Origin of the sequence: Streptomyces spiralis, assembly GCF_014654675.1 — a bacterium.
GTDB lineage: Bacteria > Actinomycetota > Actinomycetes > Streptomycetales > Streptomycetaceae > Streptomyces > Streptomyces spiralis.
This window is the reverse complement of sequence record NZ_BNBC01000045.1, coordinates 52973-78810: the sequence shown is the minus strand read 5'-3', so window position 1 is coordinate 78810 and position 25838 is coordinate 52973. Positions and strand designations below refer to the sequence as shown.

At 73.6% G+C, this 25838-nt stretch carries 21 protein-coding genes; 3 read left to right on the top strand and 18 right to left on the bottom strand.

Translation table 11 applies throughout. From position 1 onward, the window contains the following. Positions 1 to 81 precede the first annotated feature (81 nt). The 5 genes from thpD to IE318_RS34530 all read right to left on the bottom strand — a co-directional run bounded on the left by thpD (position 82) and on the right by IE318_RS34530 (position 5065). A complete protein-coding gene (gene thpD / locus IE318_RS34550) occupies positions 82 to 975 on the bottom strand; it encodes an ectoine hydroxylase (protein WP_189906705.1) in 894 nt (297 codons plus the stop codon). Positions 976 to 980: 5 nt separating this feature from the next. Beyond that, entirely contained in the window at positions 981 to 1385 is a 405-nt protein-coding gene (locus tag IE318_RS34545) for an ectoine synthase (protein WP_030180106.1), read from the bottom strand. 62 nt (positions 1386 to 1447) lie between these two features. Beyond that, on the bottom strand, positions 1448 to 2719 hold the full coding sequence (gene ectB, locus IE318_RS34540) for a diaminobutyrate--2-oxoglutarate transaminase (protein WP_189906703.1): 1272 nt from the start codon (positions 2717 to 2719) through the stop codon (positions 1448 to 1450). Positions 2720 to 2801: 82 nt separating this feature from the next. Continuing rightward, a complete protein-coding gene (gene ectA, locus IE318_RS34535; RefSeq protein ID WP_189906701.1) occupies positions 2802 to 3350 on the bottom strand; it encodes a diaminobutyrate acetyltransferase in 549 nt (182 codons plus the stop codon). 608 nt (positions 3351 to 3958) lie between these two features. Continuing rightward, the gene (locus tag IE318_RS34530; protein ID WP_189906699.1) at positions 3959 to 5065 is read right to left on the bottom strand and encodes a pyridoxal-phosphate-dependent aminotransferase family protein; all 1107 of its coding nucleotides are present in this window, start codon (positions 5063 to 5065) and stop codon (positions 3959 to 3961) included. Between the two features lie 195 nt (positions 5066 to 5260). On the opposite strand from IE318_RS34530, the gene IE318_RS34525 reads away from it, so the two are divergent. Next, on the top strand, positions 5261 to 6358 hold the full coding sequence (locus IE318_RS34525; protein WP_189906697.1) for an amidohydrolase family protein: 1098 nt from the start codon (positions 5261 to 5263) through the stop codon (positions 6356 to 6358). A gap of 297 nt (positions 6359 to 6655) precedes the next feature. Continuing rightward, entirely contained in the window at positions 6656 to 7573 is a 918-nt protein-coding gene (locus tag IE318_RS34520; protein WP_189906695.1) for an SCO1860 family LAETG-anchored protein, read from the top strand. Positions 7574 to 7699: 126 nt separating this feature from the next. On the opposite strand, the gene cobC is transcribed toward IE318_RS34520, so the two are convergent. Genes cobC through cobM form a run of 6 tightly spaced genes read right to left on the bottom strand, consistent with a single transcriptional unit; the run spans position 7700 to position 14035 of the window. After that, positions 7700 to 8785, bottom strand: a complete 1086-nt coding sequence (gene cobC, locus IE318_RS34515) for an Rv2231c family histidinol phosphate aminotransferase CobC (protein WP_189906693.1) — start codon at positions 8783 to 8785, stop codon at positions 7700 to 7702. Next, positions 8775 to 9689: a sirohydrochlorin chelatase gene (locus IE318_RS34510; RefSeq protein WP_189906691.1), complete on the bottom strand. Its 915-nt coding sequence runs from the start codon at positions 9687 to 9689 to the stop codon at positions 8775 to 8777. Before IE318_RS34510 ends, cobC begins: the two co-directional genes overlap by 11 nt. Next, the gene (locus IE318_RS34505; protein ID WP_189906709.1) at positions 9686 to 10276 is read right to left on the bottom strand and encodes a precorrin-8X methylmutase; all 591 of its coding nucleotides are present in this window, start codon (positions 10274 to 10276) and stop codon (positions 9686 to 9688) included. The genes IE318_RS34510 and IE318_RS34505 overlap by 4 nt, the downstream gene beginning before the upstream one ends. Before the next feature lie 5 nt (positions 10277 to 10281). Beyond that, positions 10282 to 11973: a precorrin-3B C(17)-methyltransferase gene (gene cobJ / locus IE318_RS34500; RefSeq protein WP_189906690.1), complete on the bottom strand. Its 1692-nt coding sequence runs from the start codon at positions 11971 to 11973 to the stop codon at positions 10282 to 10284. After that, on the bottom strand, positions 11970 to 13220 hold the full coding sequence (gene cbiE, locus IE318_RS34495) for a precorrin-6y C5,15-methyltransferase (decarboxylating) subunit CbiE (protein ID WP_189906688.1): 1251 nt from the start codon (positions 13218 to 13220) through the stop codon (positions 11970 to 11972). The genes cobJ and cbiE overlap by 4 nt, the downstream gene beginning before the upstream one ends. After that, the gene (gene cobM / locus IE318_RS34490) at positions 13217 to 14035 is read right to left on the bottom strand and encodes a precorrin-4 C(11)-methyltransferase (protein ID WP_189906686.1); all 819 of its coding nucleotides are present in this window, start codon (positions 14033 to 14035) and stop codon (positions 13217 to 13219) included. The genes cbiE and cobM overlap by 4 nt, the downstream gene beginning before the upstream one ends. A gap of 95 nt (positions 14036 to 14130) precedes the next feature. On the opposite strand from cobM, the gene IE318_RS34485 reads away from it, so the two are divergent. Beyond that, positions 14131 to 14862 carry a ZIP family metal transporter gene (locus IE318_RS34485; protein ID WP_030180852.1) on the top strand — a complete coding sequence of 244 codons (732 nt, stop codon included), beginning with the start codon at positions 14131 to 14133 and terminating at the stop codon, positions 14860 to 14862. A 62-nt stretch (positions 14863 to 14924) separates the two neighbouring features. On the opposite strand, the gene cobI is transcribed toward IE318_RS34485, so the two are convergent. From cobI to IE318_RS34450, 7 genes are read right to left on the bottom strand one after another with little or no spacing between them, the layout of a single operon-like run. Next, a complete protein-coding gene (gene cobI, locus IE318_RS34480) occupies positions 14925 to 15656 on the bottom strand; it encodes a precorrin-2 C(20)-methyltransferase (RefSeq protein ID WP_030180848.1) in 732 nt (243 codons plus the stop codon). Further along, positions 15653 to 17017, bottom strand: coding sequence for a cobyrinic acid a,c-diamide synthase CobB (locus IE318_RS34475; protein WP_189906684.1), 1365 nt, complete (start codon positions 17015 to 17017; stop codon positions 15653 to 15655). The genes cobI and IE318_RS34475 overlap by 4 nt, the downstream gene beginning before the upstream one ends. Further along, complete coding sequence (gene cobO / locus IE318_RS34470; protein ID WP_189906682.1) at positions 17011 to 17610, bottom strand: cob(I)yrinic acid a,c-diamide adenosyltransferase; 600 nt, start codon at positions 17608 to 17610, stop codon at positions 17011 to 17013. The genes IE318_RS34475 and cobO overlap by 7 nt, the downstream gene beginning before the upstream one ends. After that, on the bottom strand, positions 17610 to 19610 hold the full coding sequence (locus tag IE318_RS34465) for a putative cobaltochelatase (protein ID WP_189906680.1): 2001 nt from the start codon (positions 19608 to 19610) through the stop codon (positions 17610 to 17612). Before IE318_RS34465 ends, cobO begins: the two co-directional genes overlap by 1 nt. Next, positions 19607 to 23260: a cobaltochelatase subunit CobN gene (gene cobN / locus IE318_RS34460; RefSeq protein ID WP_189906678.1), complete on the bottom strand. Its 3654-nt coding sequence runs from the start codon at positions 23258 to 23260 to the stop codon at positions 19607 to 19609. The genes IE318_RS34465 and cobN overlap by 4 nt, the downstream gene beginning before the upstream one ends. Continuing rightward, entirely contained in the window at positions 23257 to 24789 is a 1533-nt protein-coding gene (locus IE318_RS34455) for a cobyric acid synthase (protein WP_189906676.1), read from the bottom strand. Before IE318_RS34455 ends, cobN begins: the two co-directional genes overlap by 4 nt. Further along, the gene (locus tag IE318_RS34450; RefSeq protein ID WP_189906674.1) at positions 24786 to 25757 is read right to left on the bottom strand and encodes a cobalamin biosynthesis protein; all 972 of its coding nucleotides are present in this window, start codon (positions 25755 to 25757) and stop codon (positions 24786 to 24788) included. The genes IE318_RS34455 and IE318_RS34450 overlap by 4 nt, the downstream gene beginning before the upstream one ends. Between the last annotated feature and the right edge of the window lie 81 nt (positions 25758 to 25838).

Genomic DNA, 25838 nt, shown 5'->3' with positions numbered 1-25838 from the left:
CCCGGCTCACCGCACCGGAGTGAAATCCCTCGCCCCGATGCTGCATTGTCCGAGGGCCAACCCCCGGACCCCCGGCCGGGCTCACCGCACCGGAGTGAAATCCCTCGCCCCGATGAACTCCGGCCGCCGCACGGGTGCCGCGAACGGCTCCACCGCCGTGTTCTCCACGCTGTTGAACACGATGAAGACGTTGCTGCGCGGGTACGGCGTGATGTTGTCGCCGGAGCCGTGCATGCAGTTGCAGTCGAACCAGGTGGCCGAACCGGCCTTGCCGGTGAACAGCCGGATGCCGTGCTCGCCCGCCAGCGCGGTCAGCGCCTCGTCGGAGGGCGTGCCCGCGTCCTGCATCTGCAGCGACTTCTTGTAGTTGTCCTGGGGCGTGGCGCCGGCGCAGCCCAGGAACGTCCGGTGCGAGCCCGGCATGATCATCAGGCCGCCGTTGGTGTCGAAGTTCTCGGTCAGCGCGATCGAGACGGACACCGTGCGCATGTTCGGCAGGCCGTCCTCGGCGTGCCAGGTCTCGAAGTCCGAGTGCCAGTAGAAGCCGCTCGCCCCGAAGCCCGGCTTGACGTTGATCCGGGACTGGTGGACGTAGACGTCCGAGCCGAGGATCTGCCGAGCCCGGCCGACCACGCGCTCGTCGCGCACCAGGTTCGCGAACACCTCGCTGATCCGGTGCACCTCGAAGACCGAGCGGATCTCCTTGGACTTCGGCTCGACGATGGAACGTTCGTCGGCCCGGATCGCCGGGTCGCTCACCAGCCGGTCCAGTTCCCGCTTGTAGACGGCGACCTCGTCCGGGGCGATGAGCTGGTCGACGGCGAGGAAGCCGTCGCGCTCGAACGCCTGGAGGTCGGCGCCCGCGATCGGTCCGGGCGTGTCCGGGGAACCCCAGACGACCGGGTCCTGGCGGGGGACGGTCACCTCGGTGGTGCCGCGGGTGGGGTACAGGTCGGTGACGCTCGTGGTCGTCATGCGGTTCACACCTCCTCGGGCTCGGTAAGCAGCGGGTAGACGCCGTTCTCGTCGTGGTCCTCGCGGCCGGTCACGGGCGGGTTGAAGACGCAGATGCAGTGGAAGTCCTCCTTGACCCTGAGCGTGTGCCGCTCGTGGCCGTTCAGGAGGTACATCGTGCCGGGCGTGATGTGGTACGTCTTCCCGGTCTCGCGGTCGGTCAGCTCCGCGTCGCCCTTCGTGCAGACGACGGCCTCGATGTGGTTGGCGTACCACATGTCGGTCTCCGTACCCGCGTACAGGATCGTCTCGTGCACGGAGAAGCCGACCTTCTCCTTGGCGAGGACGATCCGCTTGCTCTCCCAGGTGCCGGATGCCGCCTTCACATGCCGGTCGGTGCCTTCGATCTCCTTGAACGAACGGACGATCACGGTGTTGCGATGCCTCCTAGGTGGGGGTTCGGACAGGTGGGGGGTTCGGACAGGTCAGGGGTTCAGACGGTTTCCCGTACGGCGCGGGCGAGGCTGCGCAGGCCCTCGTCCAGCTCGTCCGGGGTGATGGTGAGGGCCGGCAGGAGTTTGACGACCTCGCTCTCCGGACCCGACGTCTCGACGAGCAGACCGAGTTCGAAGGCGCGCCGGGCGACCCGCGAGGCGCGCGCCTTGTCGTGGAACTCCATGCCCCACACCAGGCCGCGGCCGCGGTACTCCCTGACGTCGGCCAGGTTCTCCTCGGTGATCGAGATCAGCGCCTGCTCGATCTGCTCGCCGCGCGTCCGGGTCTGCTTCTCCATGGCCGCCCCGTCGGCCCAGTAGGCCTCTAGGGCGGCCGTCGCGGTGACGAACGCCGGGTTGTTGCCGCGGAAGGTGCCGTTGTGCTCGCCCGGCTCCCAGATGTCCAACTCGGGTTTGAACAGGCACAGCGACATGGGCAGCCCGTATCCGCTGATGGACTTGGACACGGTGACGATGTCCGGCGTGATCCCGGCCTCCTCGAAGGAGAAGAACGCGCCGGTGCGCCCGCAGCCCATCTGGATGTCGTCGACGATCAGCAGCATGTCCTGGCGCGCGCACAGGTCGGCGAGCGCCCGCAGCCACTCGGGGCGTGCCACGTTGATGCCGCCCTCGCCCTGCACGGTCTCGACGATCACCGCGGCGGGCTTGTTGAGCCCGGAGCCCTGGTCCTCCAGGATCCGCTCGAACCAGAGGAAGTCCGGGACCTGGCCGTCGAAGTAGTTGTCGAACGGCATGGGCGTGCCGTGCACCAGCGGGATGCCGGCGCCGGCCCGCTTGAAGGCGTTGCCGGTGACGGCGAGGGAGCCCAGCGACATCCCGTGGAAGGCGTTGGTGAACGACACGATGGCCTCGCGTCCCTTCACCTTCCGCGCCAGCTTCAGCGCGGACTCCACGGCGTTCGTCCCCGTCGGCCCCGGGAACATGACCTTGTACGGCAGGTCGCGCGGTCGCAGCACCAGGTCCTGGAACGTCTGCAGGAACTGGCGTTTGGCGGTGGTCGACATGTCGAGCCCGTGCGTGATGCCGTCGCGCTCCAGGTAGTCGATCAACGCCCGTTTCAGGACGGGGTTGTTGTGGCCGTAGTTGAGCGAGCCGGCGCCCGCGAAGAAGTCGAGGTACTCGTGGCCGTCCTCGTCGTACAGACGGCTGCCGCGCGCGCGGTCGAAGACGGTGGGCCAGCCGCGGCAGTAGCTGCGCACCTCGGACTCCAGGGTCTCGAAGACGCTCAGGTCGGGCTGGGTGATGGTCACGACGAATCGCTCCTCGGGTGGGGGGAGGGGGAGGTCGGTCGAGTCGGAAGAGGAAGTGAGTGGGGTGAGGCGGGGCGGTCGCTCAGGCAGACGGGAGGGCGAGCGGACCGATGCGGTACAGCACCTCGGGGTCGTGCGGCCCGTCCGGGAACTGCTCGGTCCCGAACAGGACCTCGCGCTCGACCGGGGCGTTGTGACGGGCCGCGTAGGAGGTGAAGAGCCGCTCGGAGGCGGTGTTGCCCGGGGTGATCGTGGTCTCGACGGCGGTCAGCCCGCGCTCGGCGGCGACGCGGGCGGTCAGCGCGTCCAGCAGCCGGGCGGCCAGTCCCTTGCCGCGGTGGCCGGCGTCGACGGCGACCTGCCACACCAGGAGCGTGCGGGGGCGGTCCGGGCGCACGTATCCGGTGACGAAGCCGACGGGCTCGCCGTCTGCGCCGCGCGCCACCGCGGAGGTGGCGGCGAAGTCGCGGCACCACAGCAGATAGCTGTACGAGGAGTTCACATCCAGCGTTCCGGAGTCCTTGGCGAGCCGCCAGAGCGCGGCGCCGTCGGCGACGGCGGGACGCTCGACGGAGATGGCGTCCGGCATTTCCGTGCGGTCGGTTCGCAGGTCTGCTTGTGCGGCAGTCATGCGAATTGAACTTACCGAGCCAAATTCAAAAATGCATCGTCGGATGCCCTTACGTGGTGCGCCCGTCTGTGTTATCACGCGGGCGCGCGGTCGCGCGTAGGGCCGACGTGATGTGGGGTTTTGTCCATCCATACCCGGACGAAAGGGGCGCGATTGTGGGGTGCGTCACAATGACGTAACTCTCCCGGAATCCCTTGGAATTGCACCTCGGATTGTTCGCGAAATCTTTGCGTTTAGGGTCGGGGAAACGGGGCAGAAGAAGACGGGAAGCTGCCCGGATAATATTCTCGGAATTACTTTGCTGCATTCATGTCCAGGTAACCCCGTCAATGCGCCGGAAAGCGGTCCGTGCGACCTCCGCGAGGTGGGGTGCCGGACCGGTCCCAGCGGAGTGGGCGACGGAGCGGGGCGGGCCGACCGCCGGGCTGGCGCGGGCCGGGCCGACCGCCGGGCAAGCGCGGGGCGGTCGGGGTGGAACCTGGGGCGAATCAAACGAGCACTTTCGGCCACCGTGCCGCCGCCGCGGGCCCGGACACGTCCGGGGACGCCCGGGCATCCGGCCCGGACTGCCGGGTGGTCCAGGCCGGGTGTTCGGGCGGTCCGGGTGGTTACCGCCAGGCTGCCGCGGCAGCGGCCCGTGCGGCCGGGACGTCGACGCTCGAGGAGCCGTTCGTGGCGGCCAGGGCGGTGCCCAGGGCCGTGAGGCCGGCCTCGACCGCCTCCCGGGTGGCGTCGGGGCCGTAGTGGTTGACGCGGATCATCTCCTTGGCCAGCGCGCCGCCGCCGACCGCCAACGGGGCGGAGGGGGCGGCCGCCAGGGCTCGTGCCACCAGGTCGGCGGCGGAGACGCCCGAGGGCGCGCGCAGGGTGGTCGCGACCGGGGCGGCCTCGGACGCCTGGTGCACATAGGGCTCCAGGCCGCCGCCCAGGGCTCGCGCGCCCGCGCGGGTCGCCGCCGCGGCGGCCCGGTGACGGGCCATCACCGCCTCCAGGCCGACCGCCTCGATCCGCTCCACACACGCCTCCAGGGCGAGCATCTCCAACTGGGCCGGAGCGTGCAGCAGCGCCTTGCGGCCGCCGTCGATCCAGCGCTCCTTCCAGTCCAGGAGGGACAGGTAGGAGCGGCGCGGCGCCCGCGGGTTCGCCGCCATGCGAGCCCACGCCCGCTCGCTCACCGACACCGCCGACACCCCGGCCGGCCCGCCCATCGCCTTCTGCGCCCCGATCACGCACAGGTCCACGCCCCAGGCGTCCGGCAGCACCGGCTCCGCGCCGACGGAGGCGACGGCGTCCAGATAGAACAGGGCCCCCTGCTCCCGCACCACCTCGCCGATCTCCGCGACCGGGTTGGTGTTGCCGGTCGCCGCCTCCGCGTGCACCAGCGACACGAAGTCGATCTCCGGGTGCTCCGCGAAGGCCTCCCGCACCTGCTCGGCGGTGACCGCCGTGTGGTAAGGCACCGACAGGTCGTACACCGTCGCGCCGCAGTCCCGCAGCCAGTTGCCGAACGTCTGCCCGTACGGACCCGTGATCACGTTCAGTGCCGTGGTGCCGGGCCCGGCCGTCGCGCGGATCGCGCCCTCCAGCGGCAGCAGCGCCTCACCCTGCATGACCACCACGTCCTGCTCGGTCGCGAGCAGACGCGCCACCCGGTCCTCGATCGAGGCGAAGCGTGCGGCGCTCAGCGGGGCGAGGTCCAGGAACGGGTGCGTCACGGCGGTGCTCTCTTCTCGGTTCTCGGTCGTCTCTCGATCGCCGCGGGGGCGACGGCGACGCAGTCGAGCGTAACCGGCGGCCGTTCCCCGCTTCCCACGGGTGACGTCCGAGAGGCAGGCAGGTCGGCGGGGGGGGAGGGAGGGAGGGAGGGAGGTGGTGGACGCGGCCCCATGGCGGCTCATTAGGGTGCGGGCATGAGCGATCGCGCGGTGCTGCACGTGAAGGGGCGGGTGCTCGTCGGCCCGGACGAGGACCGGGTCCGGGACGAGCTGTGGGTGGTCGGCGGCCGGATCACGTACGAGTGCCCCATCGGCGCGCGGGACGTGCGGACCGTGGAGGGCTGGGCGCTGCCCGGCCTGGTCGACGCGCACTGCCACGTCGGCCTCGACGCGCACGGCCCGGTCACGGACGACGTCTCCGAGAAGCAGGCACTGACCGACCGGGAGGCCGGCACGCTGCTGATCCGCGACGCCGGCTCGCCCTCGGACACCCGCTGGATCGACGACCGCGACGACCTGCCGAAGATCATCCGGGCGGGCCGGCACATCGCCCGCACCCGCCGCTACATCCGCAACTACGCCCACGAGATCGAGCCCGAGGACCTGGTCGCGTACGTCGCCCAGGAGGCCCGGCGCGGCGACGGCTGGGTCAAGCTGGTCGGCGACTGGATCGACCGCGACCTCGGCGACCTGTCCGCCTGCTGGCCCCGCGAGGCCGCCGAGGCGGCGATCACGGAGGCGCACCGCCTGGGTGCCCGCGTCACGGCGCACTGCTTCGCCGAGGACTCCCTGCGCGACCTCGTGGAGGCGGGCATCGACTGCGTCGAACACGCCACGGGCCTGACGGAGGACCTGATCCCGCTGTTCGCCGAGCGTGGCGTCGCGATCGTCCCCACCCTGGTCAACATCGCCACCTTCCCCGCCCTGGCCGCCGGCGGCGAGTCGAAGTACCCGCGGTGGTCGGCGCACATGCGCAGCCTCCACGAGCGCCGCTACGACACCGTCCGCGCCGCCCACGACGCGGGCATCCCGGTGTACGTCGGCACGGACGCCGGAGGCGCGCTGCCGCACGGCCTGGTCGCCGGCGAGGTCGAGGAACTGGTCACGGCCGGCATCCCACCGCTTCAGGCCCTGTCCGCGGCGACCTGGGCGGCGCGCTCGTGGCTCGGCCGGCCCGGCCTGGACGAGGGCGCGCCGGCGGACCTCGTCGTCTACGAGACGGACCCGCGCGCGGACGTACGAGTGCTGGCGGGCCCGCGCCGGGTGGTGCTGAACGGAAGGATCGTCGCCTAGCGCCGGTCAGCGGCTCGCGCGGCAGCGGTCAACGGTCGTGCTCCACCGGATTGACGGAACGTGACCGGTGGAGGGCGTGGCTCGTTGCACACTCCGTCGTTCGCGCCGGGGCGTCCACCAGCGTGTTCGCCCGGAAGGAGCAAGAGGAGGGACGACAGGGAACACCCGTGCCGAAAGAATCGAAAACCAGGCCGGAAACCCCACGATGGAGTGAAGTCACGCTGGATCGCTGTCCGTTCACTCTCAGTGCGTAATCCTTGCGGGGTCCCAAGCAGTCATCTCTGGGGGTCCCACACCGTGAACGGCAACACCTTCCGCCTGCCCGCGCGCCGTTGCGCCACCGCCGCCGCGGCCACCGTCCTGGCCGCCGGCCCGGTGACGCTGGCCGGCGCGGGCTCCGCCCACGCGACCGCCGACCACGGCCGCGCGAGCGCGTCCGTGCTGCGCACCGGCCTCGACGTGTCCCTGCTCAACAAGACGGTGAACGTCCCACTCGCCGTCTCCCTCAACGAGGTCCAGGCACCGCGCAGCGCCGAGCAGACGGCGCTCACCGCCCGTCTCGACGGCGTGAACGGCGGAAAGCCGTTCAGCGTGCTGCGCGCGGACGTGGCGAAGTCGGCCGCGACGACCTCCGCGACCAAGGCCGAGGGCACCGTGACCCTCGCCCACGCCCGCATCCACGTCCCCGGCCTCCCCCTGCTGTCCCTCATCGAGGTCGACCAGGTCACCTCCCGCGCGACCTGCGAGGCGGGCAAGCCTCCGGCGGCGACGAGCAACGTCCTGGGCGCCGTGACGGTGCTCGGCAAGAAGGTCACGCTCACCCCCAGCGGCACGACCGCCGTTCAGGTCCCCGGCGTCGGAGAGGTCCGCCTGGACCTCTCCCACCGCGAAACGACCTCCCGCACGGCCGCGGCGACGGCCCTCCAACTGAAGGTCTCCGTCAACCCGCTGAAGCTCAACGTCGCCGAGGTCGAGGGCACATTGACCCTCGCCAGGACGACATGCGAGTCCCCGACACCCGCCGAGCGGCCGTCGACGCCCTCCACACCCCCCGCCCCCGACACGAAGCCCCAGGCGGCCCCCGTCGCGAAACAGGACCTCGCGGAAACAGGAGGCAGCTCCCTGACCCCGTACCTGGCAGGCGGCTCGGCGGTACTGCTGGCGGCGGGCGGGGGAGCGGTGGCGTTTGCCCGTAGGCGCAGGGGACGGGGCTAAGCCTGGAGGGGAGTCGAGTGGTTGGGGGTAGGCGGGGAGGGGGCAGCGGCGCAGCCCCGCGGGGGGCGCAGGGGGCGAAGCCCCCGCCGGGGTCTGGGGCGGAGCCCCAGGGCGGGGCCTGTTTCCCTACCGAGTCGGGCGGGCGGGTGGGCGAAGAACCTCAGACAGCGCCGCAAGAAACCCGTCCACCACCCCCCGCCCCCGCACCGCGACCCGCAGCCACTCCGCCCCCAGCCCGGGAAACGTGTCCCCGCGCCGCACCGCGTACCCCCGCTCCCGCAGCCGGCGCCGTACCTCCGCCGCCCCCGGCAGCCGCACCAGCACGAAGGGGCCCTCGGCCGGCTCCACCACCCGCACCCCGTGCGCTGCCAACGCCCCCAGGCCCGCCACCAAGTGGGCCCGGTCCGCGGCGATGCGGTGGGCCGCCGCTGCCGCCTCCGCCAGCGCCCGCGGCTCCACGCACGCCTCCGCCGCCGCGAGCGCCGGTGTGGACACCGGCCACAGCGGCTGGGCGCGCTCCAGTTCGGCGACGGTCTCCGGGTCGGAGAGGACGTAGCCGATCCGCAGTCCGGCCAGGCCCCAGGTCTTGGTGAGGCTGCGCAGTACCACCAGTCCGGGCACGTCCGTCCGGCCGGCCAGCGCCTCCCGTTCGCCCGGTACGGCGTCCATGAAGGCCTCGTCCACGACCAGCACCCGCCCGGGGCGGGCCAGGCGGGCGAGCGCGGCCGCCGGGTGCAGCACCGACGTCGGGTTCGTCGGGTTGCCGATCACGACCAGGTCCGCGTCCTCGGGGACGGCCGCAGGGTCGAGGCGGAAACCGTCCTCCGCACGCAGCAGCACCCGGTCCACCGTGTGGCCCGCGGCCCGCAGCGCCGCCTCGGGCTCCGTGAACTGCGGGTGGACGACGACCGGTCGCCGTACCTTCAGCGCGCGCGCCAGCAGCACGAACGCCTCCGCCGCCCCCGCCGTCAGCAGCACCCGCTCCACCGGAAGCCCGTGCCGCGCCGCCACCGCCGCCCGCGCGGCCCGCCCGTCCGGATAGGACGCCAGACCCGTGAGCGACCCGGCGATCCGGTCCCGCAGCCAGCGCGGGGGAGTGTCCGCGCGGACGTTGACCGCGAGGTCGACCAGCGCCGCACCTTCGTCCCGCACCTCCGCGTCACCGTGGTGACGCAGGTCGTGAGCGGTCCCGGAAGAACCCTCAGTGCGCATGCGAGTGAGCGTGCCCTCCGTGATGATGGTGCCCGTGGCCGTCGTCGTCCGGATGGAAGTGCGGCTGCTGCGGCAGCCCCACCTTGTCCTCGAAGCCCGGCAGCGCGATGCGGTACACGCACGAGTCGCAGTTCATCCGCAGATCGCCCTTCACCGCCTCCTCGTACCGCTCCAGCACCAGATCCAGCAGCTCCGGCTCGGCACCGATGACGTCCGCGGACCGCACCTCGACCTCCGGGTGCGCCGCCGCCCACTCCCGCGTCTGCTGCCGCACCCGGTCCGGCAGGATGCCGGTGAACAGGAAGTAGGGGAGGACGACGATCCGCTTCGCGCCCAGCCGCGCGCACCGCTCCAGACCGCTCGGCACGTCCGGCGCGGCCAGCGACACGAACGCCGTCTCCACGCCCGCGTATCCGCGTCCCTCCCACAGCAGCCGCGCCGCCTTGAACACCTCGGCGTTGGCGTCCGGGTCGGTCGAGCCCCGACCGACCAGCAGCACCGTCACGTCCGACCGGTCCGCGGCGGTGCCCTCCAGCGCCTCCTCCAGCCGCCGCTCCAGCACCCGAAGCAGCGCCGGGTGCGGGCCCAGCGGACGGCCGTAGGTGTACGAGATCCCCGGGTGCCGTTCCTTCTCGCGGGCCAGCGCGGCCGGGATGTCGCCCTTGGCGTGCCCGGCGGACACCAGCATCAGCGGGACGGCCGCGAACCGCCGTACACCCCGCGCCACCATTCCGGCGACCGCATCGCTTAGCGGCGGCGGGGACAACTCGATGAAGCCCCCGGCGACGGGCACGTCGGTCAGGCGGAGCTGCAGCTGCCGGACGAAGTCGCGAAAGGCCTCGGCCCCGGCGTCGTCCCGGGTGCCGTGACCGGCGATGAGCAGGGCGGGCGGCGGGGTGGTCACGATTGCTCCTCGGAGTGTGAAACGGGGTGGTACAGCAGGGCGTTGAGCGCGGCGGCGGCGACCGCCGAACCGCCCTTCTCGGACACGTTGCTCACGGCGGGCAGCCCGCTCTCGCGCAGGGCGGCCTTGGACTCGACCGCCCCGACGAAGCCGACGGGCAGCCCGATGACGAGGGCCGGCGCCGCGTCCAGGGTCAGCAGCTCCTCCAGCGCGGTCGGAGCGTTGCCGATCACCCACAGGGCGCCAGGGCCGACCTGCTGGTAGGCGAGCCGGATCGCGTGCGCCGAACGAGTCAGCCCCGGCCCGGACTCGGCGTCCCGCAGCCGGCAGACGGTCTCCCGCCGGGTGATCCCGGCGCCCACCATCTCGACGTCCACCACCACGGGGGCTCCGGCGTGCAGCGCCGCGTGCGCCGTCGCCAACTCGTCCTCGTCCATGACGAGATCGTTCGCGTACTCCAGGTCGGCGGCGGAGTGGACGACCCGCTCCACCACCGCCCGGGTCAGCGGCGGGAAGTGCGAGGTGTCCAGGCGGGCGCGCAGCCGCCGGTAGGACTCCTGCTCGATCGGATGGACCACACGGGTCACAGGGTTCACCGGGCGCCCTCCTGCCAGCGGTAGCCGCGCGGGGTCACCATGCGCCCCGCGATGTTCCGGGTCGCGGTGTTGCCCACGGTCACGACCGTCATCATGTCGACCGTCGCCGGGTCCAGTCCGGCCAGCGTCGTCACACGGCTCGACTCGTCCGGACGGGACGCGTTGCGTACGACGCCGACCGGCGTCGTCGGCTCCCGGTGCTCGGCGAGGACGGCGAGCGCCTTGGGCAGCTGCCAGTCCCGGCCCCGGGAGCGGGGGTTGTAGAAGGTCACCACGAGGTCGGCCTCGGCAGCGGCCCGCACCCGCCGCTCGATGACCTCCCACGGCGTGTGCAGGTCGGAGAGGCTGATGGACACGTGGTCGTGCCCGAGCGGCGCGCCGAGGATCGCCCCGGCCGCCAGCGCCGCCGTCACGCCGGGCACGCCGACCACGTCGATGTCGTCCGAGGCCTCGGCGAGCGCGGGCGAGGCCATGGCGTACACGCCCGCGTCGCCGCTGCCGATCAGCGCGACCGCGTGCCCGAGCCGGGCCTCGGCGACCGCCGTGCGCGCCCGTTCCTCCTCGGCCCCGAGGCCCGACTCCAGGATCCGGGTGCCCGGCCGCAGCAGGTCGCGGATCTGGTCGACGTACTGGTCGAGCCCCACGAGCACGGAGGCGCGCCGCAGCTCCTCGGCCGCGCGCGGGGTCAGCAGGTCCCGGGCCCCGGGACCGAGCCCGACGACCGCGAGCCGGCCGCGCCCCGGACGCCGTACGACGGCGCAGGTCGCCATGGCCGGCAGCCCGTCTGCACGCTCGGACTTCCGCTTGGGCACGAGGAGTTCACCGCCGCGCACCAGCGCCGCGGCTTCCGCCACGGAAGGGGTGCCCACGGCCGCGAGCGGGGCGCCGGAGGGGTTGGGCACCTCGACGGCCGCCAGTTCCCCGGCCGGGTACGTCACCAGGGGCACCCCCAGCCGCTCGGCGGCGGCCACGATGCCCGGCTCCTGCGACTTGGCGTCCACGGTGGCGAGTTCGGCCACCGACCGCACCGACAGCCCGGCCTCCCGGAGCGCGTCCTCGACCAGCCCGAGCACCTCCTCGGCCGGCGCTCCCTTGGACGCCCCCACCCCGACGACCAAGGACGGCGGCCGGAGGATCACCTCGCGCTCACCCGGTTCGACGGCCCGGTCGGTCAGCCGGACGGTGTACGACCCCTGCGCCGAGGCCGGCAGCGGGGGCAGCGGCCACGGCACCTCGGCCTCCAGCGCCACCGGTTCGCCGTCGAGCAGGGCGCGGGAGACCACGGCCACCGAACCCTCGTACGGGAACCCGAGCGTGTCGAGCCCCGGCAGCCCGACCGCGTCCGTCGCCGTCGTCACCACCGGCTCGGCGCCCAGCGACTCGCCCACCTCGCGGGCGAGCTCGTTGGCGCCGCCGCCGTGCCCGCCGACCAGCGACACCGCGAACCGGACGCCCTCGTCCACGCACACCACACCCGGGTCGGCCGTCTTGTCGCCGAGCAGCGGAGCGATCAGCCGCACCACCGCACCCGTCGCCAGGAAGCACACCAGCTGCTCGCACTCCGCGAACGCGGCCCGTACGGCCTCCCCGACGGGACCCTCGTACACCCGGGTGCGGTCCGGCCACGCCGCGGCCAGCCGGTCCCGCGCCGCCGCCCCCGCCGCGGTGGCGGAAATCAGGCCGATCACTGGACAACTCCTTCATCGGAAACCGGGGTTCTGACGCCCCAGAGCAGAAACACAGGATTGGTGGCCGCCAGCCGGGTCACGTCCCCCGGCAGCGGCGCCAGCCGCGACGACTGGAGCAGCACGCCGTCGCACTCGAACCCGGCGGACGTGAGCGCCGCCCGCGCCGCCGGCACCCGGTCCAGCGCGGCCATGGCGACGACCACGGTCCGCCGCGCCCGCCGCGCGCACGCGCCGACGATCGCGGGCAGGTCCGCGCCCCCGCCGCCGACGAACACCGCGTCGGGGTCATCCAGCCCGTCCAGGGCGGAAGGCGCCGCGCCGCGCACCACACGCACGTCCACGTCGTGGGCCCGCGCGTTCGCGCGGACGCGCTCCGCCCCGTCCGCCGTCTTCTCGACGGCGACGACGGCCGCGCCGAGCCGCGCGCACTCCACGGCCACCGACCCCGACCCGGCGCCCACGTCCCACACCAGGTCCCCGAGGCGCGGCCCGAGCCGGGCCAGGGCCAGCGCCCGCACCTCGAACTTGGTGATCATCGAGTCGCGGTGCGCGAACGCGTCCTCGTCCAGCGCCCATCCGCCGGGCCGGTCCGGAACCCCGGCGACCGTACGCACCGGCCCCAGCGCCCGGGCCTCGTCCAGGCAGACCACCACGCTCACCGCCGGCCCCCAGTCGCGGGCGGCGGCCTCGTCGGGCGTCACCCGCTCCACGCGCTCCCGCTCCGGATCGCCGAGCGCGCTCGCCACGACCAGCACCCGGTCGCCGCAGGTACCGGCCAGCGCGGCCCCCAGCTCGGCGGGCCCGGCCCCCGGCCCGGTCAGCACGGCGACCTTCGGCCGGGCCCGGCAGACGTTGACGGCCGTGCGCAGCTCCCTGCCGTGCGCGCTGACCACCACGGCGTCGTCCCAGGGCAGCCCGATCCGCGCGAAGGCGGCGGCGACGGAGGAGACCCCCGGGCGGACGTCCAGCCGCCCGGACCCGAACCGCTCGGCCAGCGCCCGCACGATCCCGAAGAACCCGGGGTCGCCGGAGGCCAGCACGACCACGCGCCGCTCCTTGCCGGCGTACTCCTCGATGACGTCGAGGGCGGGTGCCAGCGGCCCCAGCACCACCCGCTCGGCGGTCTCCGGGAGCGGTGCGGCGTCCAGGTGCCGCCGTCCGCCCACGACGAGCTCGGCGCCGCGCAGCACCTCACCGTCGTACGCGGCGCCCGTGCCCGTACCGACGACCGTGATCTTCGAGGTCATGTGCTCGCACCCCGGGCACGCAGGGCCTTGCGGGCCTCGGGGTCGGCCTTGCGGTAGCCGTGGAAGTGGCCGGGGTGGTACAGGTGCGAACGGGTGCCGTGCGCGTCCAGCGCCGGGCCGACCAGGAAGAGGGTGTGCTTCCAGAGCCTGTGCTCCTTGACCGTCTCCTCCAGCGTCCCGATCGTGCACTTCACGACCAGTTCCTCCGGCCAGGTCGCCTGGTACGCGACGACGACCGGCGTGGACGTCGGGTAGCCGCCCTCGAGCAGCTCCCGCACCAGCTGCCCGCTGCGCGCCGCCGACAGGAAGACGGCCATGGTGGTGCCGTGCCGGGCGAACTCGCGCACCTCCTCGCCGGGCGGCATCGGCGTCTTGCCGCCGCCCAGCCGGGTCAGCACGACCGACTGCGCCACCTCGGGAATGGTCAGCTCGCGCTGCGCGAGCGCGGCCACGGCGGAGAAGGACGACACACCGGGCACGACCTCCGTGGCGATCCCGATGCGCGCACACCGGTCGAGCTGCTCCTGCGTGCCGCCCCACAGCGCCGGGTCGCCGGAGTGGATGCGGGCCACCTTCAGGCCCTCGGCGTGGGCCCGCTCGTACACGGCGACGACGTCCTCCAGGGACATGGCCGCCGAGTCCAGGATCTCCGCGCCCTCACGCGCGTGTTCGAGGACCTCCGCCTGGACCAGGCTGGCCGCCCAGATCACGACGTCGGCGTCGGCGATCGCGCGCGCGGCACGGAACGTCAGCAGGTCGGCGGCGCCGGGGCCGGCACCGACGAAGGTCACCTTGCCGGTGGGGGCATCGGCCATGGGGTCGGATCCTCTCGTACGGAATGTCACGTTGTGTGGGGGTGGGAAGACGGCCGGATGTGCGCGATCGGGGGTTGATCGGATAGCAAGGGCACATGGCGGTCTTCGTCGCGCTCGGCGCGTTCCTGATGACGCTGGCCGGCGGCTGGACGGCACAGCGGGTGACCGACCGTCGCCACCTGGTCCTCGGACTGGCGGGCGGCCTGATGCTGGGCGTGGTCGGCCTGGACCTGCTGCCGGAGGCGCTGCACGCGGCGGGCCGGGAGGTGTTCGGCGTACCCGCGGCCCTGCTGCTGTTCGTGGCCGGCTTCCTGATGGCCCACCTGGTCGAGCGGCTGCTGGCCGCACGGCAGGCCGCGCACGGCGGCGAGGAGCGTGATCACCATCGCGCGCCCGAGGTGGGCCTGACGGCCGCCGCGGCGATGGTCGGCCACAGCGCGATGGACGGCCTGGCGATCGGCGCGGCCTTCCAGGTGGGCGGCGGCATGGGCGCGGCCGTGGCGCTCGCCGTGATCGCGCACGACTTCGCCGACGGCTTCAACACCTTCACCCTCACCAGCCTGTACGGCAACGCCCGCCGCAAGGCTCTCGCGATGCTCTTCGCGGACGCCGTCGCGCCCATCGCCGGAGCGGCCGCGTCGGCGTTCCTCACCATCCCGGAGCCGGTCCTCGGCGGCTATCTCGGCCTGTTCGGCGGTGCACTGCTGTACCTCGCCGCCGCCGAGATCCTGCCCGAGGCCCACCACGAGCACCCGGCCCGCTCCACCCTGCTGTGCACGGTGGCCGGCGCCGCGTTCATCTGGCTGGTGGTCGGCATCTCCGGATGACCGCGTGACCGGATCTCCAGATGACCGCGTGACCGGATCGCCGGACGACCGCATGCCGGGTGTCACAGCTTCCCGCCCCGCCCGCCGTCCCGCCTGGGCGGCGCGATCAGCGTCGACAGATACGGCAACGGCGCCCCGTCCAGCTCGGCGGCCGGCCGCACCGACTCCTCGGGCAGCCCGAGGGCCGACCCCCACACGGCGTCCCCGAGCCGCCCGGTCTCCCTCAGCGCCTCGGCGACCTCGGCGGCCTGCCGCCCGAACTTGTACGCCACGACCGTCCCCGGCCCGGCCAGCGCCTCCTTCAGCACGGCGGACCCGGCGGTCACCGGCACCAGCGTCAACGGCTCGGTGCCCTCGGTGAGCACGGCCCCGGACCGCGCCGCCAGATCCTGCATGGCGGTGATGCCGGGCACGGTCTCCACGACCACGCCGGGCACCAGATCCGCGACGGTCTGCGCGAGATACGTGAACGTCGAGTACACGTTGGGGTCGCCGATGGTGGCGAAGGCGACCGAGCCGCGGTCCCTCAGCAGCCCGGCGACCCGTTCGCCCGCCGCGTCCCACGCGGCCTCCCGGCGCGCCCGGTCGGACCGCTCGTTCAGCGCGAACACGACCCGGACGACCTTCTCCTCGGGCACGTAGTGCAGCACGGTCGCCTCGGCGCGTCCGCGCTCCCCGGTGTCCATCACGGGGACGACGACGACGTCGGCCGCGCGCAGCGCGCCCACCCCCTTGACAGTCACCAGCTCCGGATCGCCCGGACCGACCCCGACCCCGATCAGCCTGCTGCTCATGACGTCCGGCACCTCTCCACGAACCGACGGGCGACACCGGGCGCGGCGGCCCAGTGCGTGTGCAGAAAACTCGCGTGCACGCCCTGCTGTACGAAACCCTCGACCCGCCGCACGGGAGCCCTCAGTCCCCAGGCGGGAGCCGCACCGGCGCCGGGCTGGACGACCGTGCGATGGAACTCGTGCCCCCGCATCCGCGTCCCGGCGGCGGCCAGCGCACTGTCCCCGACGGCCACCGCGTCCCGGTAGCCGAGGGTCAGCCGCTCAGTCATGCGTGCGGTGGCGTCGAGCACGCCGCACATGGGGCGGCCGTCCAGCTCCCGGCACAGATACAGCAGCCCGGCGCACTCGGCGGCGACGGGAGCACCGCTGAGCGCGAGCTCGGCGACGGCCTTGCGGAGGGGTTCGTTGGCGGACAGCTCGGCGGCGTACACCTCGGGAAACCCGCCGCCGATCACGAGCCCGCGCGTCCCTTCGGGCAGTCGCTCGTCGCGGAGCGGATCGAAGGGGACGACGTCGGCGCCGGCGGCTCGCAGCAGCTCGGCGTGCTCGGCGTAGGAGAACGTGAACGCCTCTCCGCCGGCGACGGCGACCACCGCCCCGTCCGGGGACGGTCCGGCCACGGCCTCGGCCGCGTCCCAGGCCGGATCCGTCAACGGACCCGCGCTCCGCGCCAGCGCCGTCAGCGCGTCCAGGTCACAGCCGTCGGAGACCTGCGCCCCCATCGCCGCGACCGCCTCCACGGCCGCCGCCCGCCGCTCGGCGACCGGCACCAGCCCGAGATGCCGCGACGGAGTGTCGACCTGCGGCGCCCGTCGCAGCACCCCCAGCACAGGCACCCCGACCGAGTCCAGGGCCTCCCGCAACAGCACCTCGTGCCGATCCGAGGCGACCTTGTTGAGGATCACCCCTCCGACCCGCACCTCCGGATCCCACGTCACGAACCCGTGCACCAGCGCGGCCACCGACCGCGACTGCGAGGACGCGTCCACGACGAGCACGACGGGAGCCCGCAGCAGCTTCGCCACCTGCGCCGTGGACGCCAGCTCACCCTCGCCCGCCGCCCCGTCGTACAGGCCCATCACGCCCTCGACGACCGCGATGTCGCACCCGCGCGCCCCGTGCAGGAACAGCGGTCCGACCAGCTCGGGCCCGCACAGGTAGGCGTCCAGGTTGCGCCCCGCGCGCCCGGTGGCGAGCGCGTGGTACCCGGGGTCGATGTAGTCCGGTCCGACCTTGTGCGGGGACACGGACAGCCCCCGCCCGGCCAGGGCGGCCATCAGCCCCGTGGCGACGGTGGTCTTGCCGCTGCCGGAGGCCGGCGCGGCCACGACCAGCCGGGGCACGGACGGGGAACTCACCACTCGATGCCCCTCTGACCCTTCTGCCCGACGTCCATGGGGTGCTTGACCTTGGACATGTCGGTGACGAGGTCGGCGAAGCCGACGAGCTTCTCCGGCGCGTTCCGCCCGGTGATCACCACATGCTGGGTGCCCGGCCGGTCGCGCAGCACCTCGACGACCTCTTCGGTGTCGACCCAGCCCCAGTGCATCGGGTACGCGAACTCGTCCAGCACGTACAGCCGGTACGTCTCGGCCGCCAGGTCCCGCTTGACCTGCTCCCAGCCCTCGCGGGCCTTGGCCTCGTTGTCCATCTGGGCATCCCGCTGGACCCACGACCAGCCCTCGCCCATCTTGTGCCAGGCGACGCTCCCGCCCTCGCCGGAGTCGCCGAGCACGCGCAGCGCCCGCTCCTCGCCGACCCGCCACTTCGCCGACTTGACGAACTGGAACACTCCGATCGGCCAGCCCTGGTTCCAGGCGCGCAGCGCCAGCCCGAAGGCGGCGGTGGACTTGCCCTTGCCGACCCCGGTGTGCACGACCACGAGCGGCCGGTTGCGCCGCTGACGCGTCGTCAGCCCGTCGTCCGGTACGACACTCGGCTGCCCCTGTGGCATTACGCGGCCCTCCTGTTGCCCTGAACGTCCCTGACCAGCCCGGCGATGGAGTCGGCCCGCAGCTCGTCGAGCGTGACGGCCGTACCGCCCAGCTCACCGGCGAGCTGCCCGGCGAGCCCCAGCCGCACCGGCCCCGACTCGCAGTCCACGACCACGGACGCGACACCCTCGGCCGCGAACAGCCGCGCGGCCCGCCCCGCCAGCGCCACCGGCTCCGGACCACCCGTGGCCCGCCCGTCGGTCACCACCACGAGCAGCGCCCGCCGCGCCGGGTCCCGCAACCGCTCCACCCGCAGCACCTCGTGCGCCTTCAGCAGGCCGGCCGCGAGCGGCGTACGGCCGCCGGTCGGCAGCGACTCCAGGCGCACGGCGGCGGCGTCCACGGAGGAGGTCGGCGGCAGCGCGACCTCGGCACCGGAACCCCGGAAGGTCACCAGCCCGACCTTGTCCCGCCGCTGATAGGCGTCCAGCAGCAGCGACAGCACGGCACCCTTCACGGCGCCCATGCGCTGCCGCGCCGCCATCGACCCGGAGGCGTCGACCACGAACAGCACGAGGTTGCCCTCACGCCCCTCCCGGGCCGCCTGCCGCAGATCGTCCCGGCGGATGACCAGACCCGGCCCGGACCGGCCGCGCGCCCGCTGGTGGGGGGCCGCCGCGTGCACGGTCGCCGCCAGGTGCAGCTTGGTCAGCGCCCCCTGCGGCCGGCGCGCCCCGGTGGTGCGCCCGTGCTCGGTGCGCGCCCGCGAACGCCGCCCGGCGGCACCCTCGCCGATCCCGGGCACGCTCAGCACCTTGGTGCGAAAGGGTTCCGAGGCGCGTGCGGCCGGCTGCTCCTGGGCGCCGGACGGTTGCGGCTGCCCGCCGTCGCCCTCCTCGGGCCGCGCCCCGGAGTCCCCGCCCCGCGGACCGGCGTTCGGCGCGGGCTGACCACCGCCGCCACCGCCGTCGGGGTCGGGGTCGGGGTCGGGATCGTCGTCGGGGGACTCGCCGGAGAACTCCTCCAGCGTCTGGTCGAGCTTGTCCTCGTCAAGGCCGGGAGCGTCGAAGGGGTTGCGCCGCCGCCGGTGCGGGAGGGCCAGCAGCGCGGCCTGCCGCACGTCCTCGGCGAGCACGTCGGTGCGCCCGGCCCATGCCGCCAGCGCGGTCGCGGTACGCGCCATCACGATGTCGGCGCGCATGCCGTCCACCTCGAACGCCGCGCACGTCGCCGCGATCTGCCGCAGCGCACCGTCGCCCAGGCGTACCTGCGGCAGCAGCGCCCGCGCCGCCGCGATCCGCTGCCGTACCGCGGCCTCCTCCTCGGCCCAGCGCGCCGCGAAGGCGGCCGGGTCGGCGTCGTACGCCAGGCGCCGCTTGACGACCTCCACCCGCTGCTCCGGCTCCCGCGAGGCCGCGACCTCCACGGTCAGCCCGAACCGGTCCAGCAACTGCGGCCTGAGCTCGCCCTCCTCGGGGTTCATGGTCCCCACGAGCAGGAACCGGGCGGCGTGCCGCACGGAGACGCCCTCGCGCTCGACGTACGAGGCGCCCATCGCGGCCGCGTCCAGCAGCAGGTCGACCAGGTGGTCGTGGAGCAGGTTGACCTCGTCGACGTAGAGGATGCCGCGGTGGGCGTCGGCGAGGAGCCCCGGCTCGAACGCCTTGACGCCCTCGGAGAGCGCCCGCTCGATGTCGAGGGCGCCCACCAGCCGGTCCTCGGAGGCGCCGACGGGGAGTTCCACCATGCGGGCGGGGCGCTGCGCACCCGGCCCCGGCTCGTGCGGGCCGTCGGGGCAGCCCGGGTCGGGGGCGGCCGGGTCGCAGGAGAACCGGCACCCGGGGACGACGTCCACCTCGGGCAGCAGCGCCGACAGGGCACGGACGGCCGTGCTCTTGGCCGTGCCCTTCTCGCCGCGCACCAGCACCCCGCCGACCGCCGGGGACACGGCGTTCAGCAGCAGCGCGAGCCGCAGGTCGTCCTGGCCGACGACGGCCGTGAACGGAAAGGGGGTACTCACTTCTCGTCGCCCTCCAAGTCGCCCTCGAGCTCCAGATAGGTGGCGCGCAGCCGCTCCAGGGTGTCCGCGTCCGGCTCGGCCCACAGCCCCCGGTCCGCCGCCTCGAGCAGCCGCTCGGTGATGCCGCGCAGCGCCCACGGGTTGGACTTCTTCATGAAGTCCCGGTTCTCGGCGTCGAAGACGTACTCGGCGCTGAGCTTCTCGTACATCCAGTCGTCGACGACCCCGGCGGTCGCGTCGTAGCCGAACAGGTAGTCCACGGTCGCCGCCATCTCGAAGGCGCCCTTGTAGCCGTGCCGGCGCATGGCTGCCATCCAGCGCGGGTTGACCACCCGGGCCCGGAAGACACGGTGGGTCTCCTCGCCCAGCGTCCGGGTCTTCACCTGGTCCGGTACGGCGCTGTCGCCCACGTACGCCTCGGGCGAGGAACCCGTCAGATGCCGCACCATGGCGACCATGCCGCCGTGGTACTGGAAGTAGTCGTCGGCGTCGACGAGATCGTGCTCGCGCGTGTCCACGTTCTTCGCGGCCACCGCGATCCGCCGGAACGCCGTCTCCATGTCCCCGCGTGCCGCCCGCCCGTCGAGGCCGCGCCCGTAGGCGTAGCCGCCCCACACCGCGTACACCTCGGCGAGGTCGGCGTCCGAACGCCAGTTGCGGGCGTCGATCAGCGGCAGCAGACCCGCGCCGTACGCACCCGGCTTGGAGCCGAAGATCCGGGCCGTGGCCCGGCGCCGGTCGCCGTGCGCGGCGGTGTCCTCGTCCGCGTGGGCCTTCACGAAGTTGCTCCCGGCGGGCTCGTCCAGCTCGGCCACGGCCCGTACGGCGTCGTCGATCAGGCCGACGACGTGCGGGAACGCGTCGCGGAAGAACCCGGAGATGCGGACCGTGACGTCGACGCGCGGCCGGCCCAGCTCCGCCAGGGGCACGACCTCGAAGCCCGTCACCCGGCGCGAGGCGTCGTCCCAGACCGGGCGGCAGCCCAGCAGCGCCAGGATCTCGGCGATGTCGTCGCCCTGCGTGCGCATCGCGGACGTGCCCCAGACCGTCAGGCCGACGGACCTCGGGTACTCGCCCGTGTCCTGCAGATACCTCTGCACCAGGGAGTCGGCGAGCGACTGGCCGACCTCCCAGCTCAGCCGCGAGGGGATGGCCTTGGGGTCGACCGAGTAGAAGTTCCGGCCGGTGGGCAGCACGTTGACCAGACCGCGGGTCGGGGAGCCGGACGGGCCGGCCGGGACGTAACCGCCGTCCAGCGCCCGCAGGATGTGCCCGATCTCGTCGGTGGTGCGGGCGAGCCGCGGCACGACCTCGGCGCAGGCGAACTCCAGCACCGCGACCACGTCCGGGAGTTCGGTGCCGAGCGCGTCCTTCAGGACCGCGCGCACGGCCGTGCGGTCCCAGGACCGCTCCTCCATGCCCTCCGCGATCCGCCGGCACAGCTGCTCCAGCAGGTCGATCGCGTCCGCCGCCGTACGGGACGGGCCGTCCGCCAGGTCCGTCAGCTCGACCGGCACCTTCACCGGGGCGCCCGGCTCCGCCAGCAGCTCCTTCTCGGCGAGCCCGAAGCGGTCGGCCAGCGAGGCCCGCAGACCGGGCAGGGCGTTCGCCTGCCCGCCCCACACCTGCGAGGCGCGCAGTACGGCGAGGACGAGGTTCACGCGCGGCTCGCCGACCGGGCCGCCGCCGAGGACATGGAGCCCGTCCCTGATCTGCACGTCCTTGATCTCGCACAGATAGCCGTCGATGTGCATGACGAACTCGTCGAACTCGTCGTCGTCCGGCTGCTCGGCCACGTGCAGGTCGTGGTGGAGCTCGGCGGCCTTCACCAGCGTCCAGATCTGCGCGCGGACGGCAGGCGCCTTGGCCGGGTCCAGGTCGGAGACGAGCGCGTACTCGTCGAGCAGCTGCTCCAGCTTGGCCAGGTCGCCGTAGGTGTCCGCGCGGGCCATCGGCGGTACGAGGTGGTCGACGACGGTTGCGTGCCCGCGCCGCTTGGCCTGGGTGCCCTCGCCGGGGTCGTTGACGATGAAGGGGTAGATCAACGGCAGATCACCGAGGACGGCGTCCGGCGCGCACCCGCTGCTGAGCCCGAGTCCCTTGCCCGGCAGCCACTCCATCGTGCCGTGCTTGCCCATGTGCACGATCGCGTCGGCGCCGAAACTGTTCTCGAGCCAGCGGTAGGCCGCCATGTAGTGGTGCGACGGCGGCATGTCCGGGTCGTGGTAGATCGCGATCGGGTTCTCGCCGAAGCCGCGCGGCGGCTGGATCATCACGACGACGTTCCCGAACTGCAGGGACGCCAGCACGATGTCGTCGCCGTCGACGTAGAGCGAACCCGGCGGCTCGCCCCACGCCCGAAGCATCCCGTCCCTGAGCTCCGGGTCGAGCTTGTCGAACCACGCCCGGTAGTCGGCGAGCGGCACGCGCGCGGGAGCGGCGGCCAGCTGGTCCTCGGTCAGCCACTCCACGTCGTGGCCGCCGGCCTCGATGAGCCGGTGGATCAACTCGTCGCCGCCGGAGGGGTATTCGGTGAGCGAGTACCCCGCGTCCCTGAGCGCGTCGAGCACGCGTACCGCCGAAGCCGGCGTGTCCAGCCCCACCGCGTTGCCGACGCGTGAGTGCTTCGTCGGGTACGCGGTGAAGACGAGTGCGAGCTTCTTGTCCGCGTTCGGCTTGTGCTTCAACTGCGCGTGCCGTACGGCGATCCCGGCCACCCGGGCGGCCCGCTCGGGGTCGGCGACGTACACCGGCACGTCGTCGGGACCCTGCTCCTTGAAGGAGAACGGCACGGTGATCAGCCGGCCGTCGAACTCCGGGATCGCGACCTGCATCGCCGCGTCCATGGGGGACAGGGCGGCGTCGGACTCGTCCCAGGCGTTCTTCGACGACGTCAGGCACAGTCCTTGCAGGACGGGGATGTCGAGGTCGGCCAGCGCGCCGACGTCCCAGGACTCCTCCTCACCGCCCGCCGACGCCTGCGAGGCGTGCGTGCCGCCGGCGGCGAGCACGGTGGCGACCAGGGCGTCGGCCTGCCCCAGCAGCTCGTACAGCCCGGCGTCCGCGCCGCGCAGCGAACCGCAGTACACCGGCAGCGCGTTGGCGCCCCGGGCCTCGATCGCGTCGCACAGGGTGTCCACGAAAGCGGTGTTCCCGCTGAGTTCGTGGGCGCGGTAGAAGAGCACGCCGACGGTCGGGCGGCCGTCGCGGAGCTCGTGGGAGCCGTGGACGCCGTACTCCGGCATCTTCCGCGGTTCCTCGAAGCCCTCGCCGGTCAGCAGCACGGTGTCGGACAGGAACCGGGACAGCTCGAGCAGGTTCGCGGGGCCGCCCTCGACCAGGTACCTGAGCGCCTCGGCCACCACACCGGCCGGCACGGACGACTCGGCCATCAGTTCGGCGTCCGGCACGGCCTCCCCGCCCAGCAGCACGGTCGGGACCCCGGACGCCTTCAGCGCGGCCAGCCCCTCCTCCCAGGCGCGCTTGCCGCCGAGCAGCCGTACGACGGCGAGGTCCGCGCCGTCGAGCAGGCCGGGCAGCTCCTGCGCCACGTCCACCCGGGTGGGGTTGCCGATCCGGTAGGCGGCGCCGGAGGCCCGGGCCGCCAGCAGATCCGTGTCGGCGGTCGACAACAACAACACTGTGCTCATGCGGGCGCTCCCGGTGGGATGAAAGGCAGTCCTTGCGGCGCGCCCGACTCGATGAGCCGCCACAGCGCGTCCGTGTCCGCGTGCTGTTCGATCAGGTCGCCGAGCCGGTCCAGCTGCTCCTCGCGCAGCGCGGCGAACGAGGTGTCCGGGGCCGGCGTGAAACGGCGGCCCGCGGCGGCCGCGACCTCGCGCAGGAACGCCCGCCGGAAGGCGTCCGACTCCAGCGAGCCGTGCCAGTGCGTGCCCCAGGTCTGGCCGACCCGGCAGCCGTCCAGGCCGTGTCCCCGGTCATCGAAGATGAACGCCTCTCCGCCCGTGACGTCGGCGACCCCGTGATGGATCTCGTACCCCTCGACCGGCTCGCCGAGGGCCTCGCCCACCGGCCGGGTGAGGGTCTTCTCGCGGGCGAACCGCACCCGGACCGGGAGCACACCGAGGCCGGCGACGGCCCCGGCGCGCGACTCCACCTCGTCCTCGATGTGCTCGCCGAGGATCTGGAAGCCGCCGCAGACCCCGAGGACCGGACGTCCCTCGGCGGCCCGTCTCACGAGCGCGTCGGCGAGCCCGCGCTCGCGCAGCCACTGAAGCGCCCGTACGGTCCCGCGCGTCCCCGGAACCACCACCAGGTCGGCGTCGGCCAGCTCCTCCGGGCGGTCCACGAACCGCACGACGACACCGGGCTCGGCGGCGAGCGCGTCCACGTCGGTGAAGTTGGACATCAGCGGGATCGCGCACACGGCGACGCGCAGCACGTCCTCGCCGACGGGCGCAGCCACGGTCGACTCGCGGACGGTGCCCCGCAGGGACACGCGCAGCCCGTCCTCCTCGTCGATGCCGAGCCCGTGCCGGAAGGGCAGGACGCCGTACGTCCGCCGCCCGGTGAGGTCCTGGAGCATGTCCAGTCCGGGCTCCAGGAGACTGACGTCCCCCCGGAACTTGTTGACGAGGAACCCGGCGACGAGCTCCTGGTCCTCCGGTGAGAGCAGCGCGACCGTCCCGAAGAACGAGGCGAAGACACCCCCGCGGTCGATGTCCCCGACGACCAGCACAGGAAGCCGCGCGTTCCGCGCGATCCCCATGTTCACGATGTCCGTCCGGCGCAGATTGATCTCCGCCGGAGACCCCGCCCCCTCACAGATCACGGCGTCATACGTGCCCCGCAGCTCGGTGAGGCAGTCCAGCACGGTGCCCAGCAGCCGCTGCTGGCGTCCGCCGTGGTAGCCGCGCGCGCTCAACTCGCCCACCGGCTTGCCCAGCAGCACCACCTGGCTGCTCTGCTCCCCGCCCGGCTTCAGCAGCACCGGGTTCATCAGCGCGGTCGGCTCGATCCGGCAGGCCTGGGCCTGCATGGCCTGCGCCCGCCCGATCTCCGCGCCCTCGCGCGTGACGAAGGAGTTGAGGGACATGTTCTGCGCCTTGAAGGGCGCGACCTTGACGCCTTGCCGCACCAGCCACCGGCAGATCCCGGCCGTGACGACGCTCTTCCCGGCGTCGGAGGTGGTGCCGGCGACGAGCAGACCACCGCTCATGACCTACGTCCCTTCGTCGGACGGTTGCTGCGGATGCCGCGGTTGCACAGCAGCTTGACGGCGGCGCAGGTGCCGAGCGCGAGCCAGCTCACGCGCCGTGAGAGCCGTACGGCCCGCTCGATGTCCCCGACCCGCACGGCGCGCCCGGCGCCGTTGAGCACCGGCCGGTGCTCAACGCGCCCCCCGTACGACAACGTGCCGCCCATCCGCACCCCGAGCGCCCCCGCGAACGAGGCCTCGACCGGGCCGGCGTTGGGGCTCGGGTGCCGGTCGGCGTCGGCGCGCCAGGCGCGCAGGGCGCCCCGCGGGTCCGGGCCGGCCGCGGCCGCGAGGACGGCGGTGAGCCGCGCACCCGGCCAGCCGGCCAGGTCGTCCAGGCGCGCCGAGGCCCAGCCGAAGCGCCGGTACCGGGATGACTTGTGCCCGACCATGGCGTCCAGGGTGTTGACGGCCCGGAACCCGGCGAGCCCCGGCACCCCGGCGACGGCGCCCCACACCAGCGCGCCCACCACCGCGTCGGAGGTGTTCTCGGCCACCGACTCCACCACGGCCCGGGCGATACCGTCGGCGTCGAGCGCCTGCGGGTCGCGCCCGCACAGGTGCGGCAGCCGCGCGCGGGCGGCCGTCACGTCGCCCGCTTCCAGCGCCCGGCCGATGGTGCGCGCCTCCCGGGCGAGGGAGGTCCCGCCGACGACGGCCCAGGTGGCGACGCCGGTCAGGGCGGCGGAGGCGACGGGGGAGGTACGGACGGCGCGCGCGGCGGCGGCACCGAGCGCGGCGGCGCCGCCGGCGCACAGGGCCGTATGAAGTGCGCCCCAGCCCCGGTGGTCCCGCCACAGCACGCGTTCCACGGCGCCCGCGGCCCTGCCGAACACGGCGACCGGATGTCCCCGGCGAGGATCGCCGAGGAGGAGGTCACCGAGGAGGCCGGCGGCGGCGCCGTACGCGAAGACGCGATCGGCACCCATGGGTTCAGCCGACTTCGGGGTCGGGCAGAGCGTTGCTGATGGACCTCGGTCGGCAGCCGCGCATGGCGATATGTCCTCACT

What these genes read in the sequence shown, in the direction of transcription:
- thpD (WP_189906705.1), bottom strand. Translation starts at nt 975, where the DNA reads ATGACGACCACGAGCGTCACCGACCTGTACCCCACCCGCGGCACCACC.
- ectA (WP_189906701.1), bottom strand. Translation starts at nt 3,350, where the DNA reads ATGACTGCCGCACAAGCAGACCTGCGAACCGACCGCACGGAAATGCCG.
- IE318_RS34525 (WP_189906697.1), top strand. Translation starts at nt 5,261, where the DNA reads ATGAGCGATCGCGCGGTGCTGCACGTGAAGGGGCGGGTGCTCGTCGGC.
- cobC (WP_189906693.1), bottom strand. Translation starts at nt 8,785, where the DNA reads ATGCGCACTGAGGGTTCTTCCGGGACCGCTCACGACCTGCGTCACCAC.
- cbiE (WP_189906688.1), bottom strand. Translation starts at nt 13,220, where the DNA reads ATGACCTCGAAGATCACGGTCGTCGGTACGGGCACGGGCGCCGCGTAC.
- cobM (WP_189906686.1), bottom strand. Translation starts at nt 14,035, where the DNA reads ATGGCCGATGCCCCCACCGGCAAGGTGACCTTCGTCGGTGCCGGCCCC.
- IE318_RS34485 (WP_030180852.1), top strand. Translation starts at nt 14,131, where the DNA reads ATGGCGGTCTTCGTCGCGCTCGGCGCGTTCCTGATGACGCTGGCCGGC.
- cobI (WP_030180848.1), bottom strand. Translation starts at nt 15,656, where the DNA reads ATGAGCAGCAGGCTGATCGGGGTCGGGGTCGGTCCGGGCGATCCGGAG.
- cobO (WP_189906682.1), bottom strand. Translation starts at nt 17,610, where the DNA reads ATGCCACAGGGGCAGCCGAGTGTCGTACCGGACGACGGGCTGACGACG.
- cobN (WP_189906678.1), bottom strand. Translation starts at nt 23,260, where the DNA reads ATGAGCACAGTGTTGTTGTTGTCGACCGCCGACACGGATCTGCTGGCG.
- IE318_RS34455 (WP_189906676.1), bottom strand. Translation starts at nt 24,789, where the DNA reads ATGAGCGGTGGTCTGCTCGTCGCCGGCACCACCTCCGACGCCGGGAAG.
- IE318_RS34450 (WP_189906674.1), bottom strand. Translation starts at nt 25,757, where the DNA reads ATGGGTGCCGATCGCGTCTTCGCGTACGGCGCCGCCGCCGGCCTCCTC.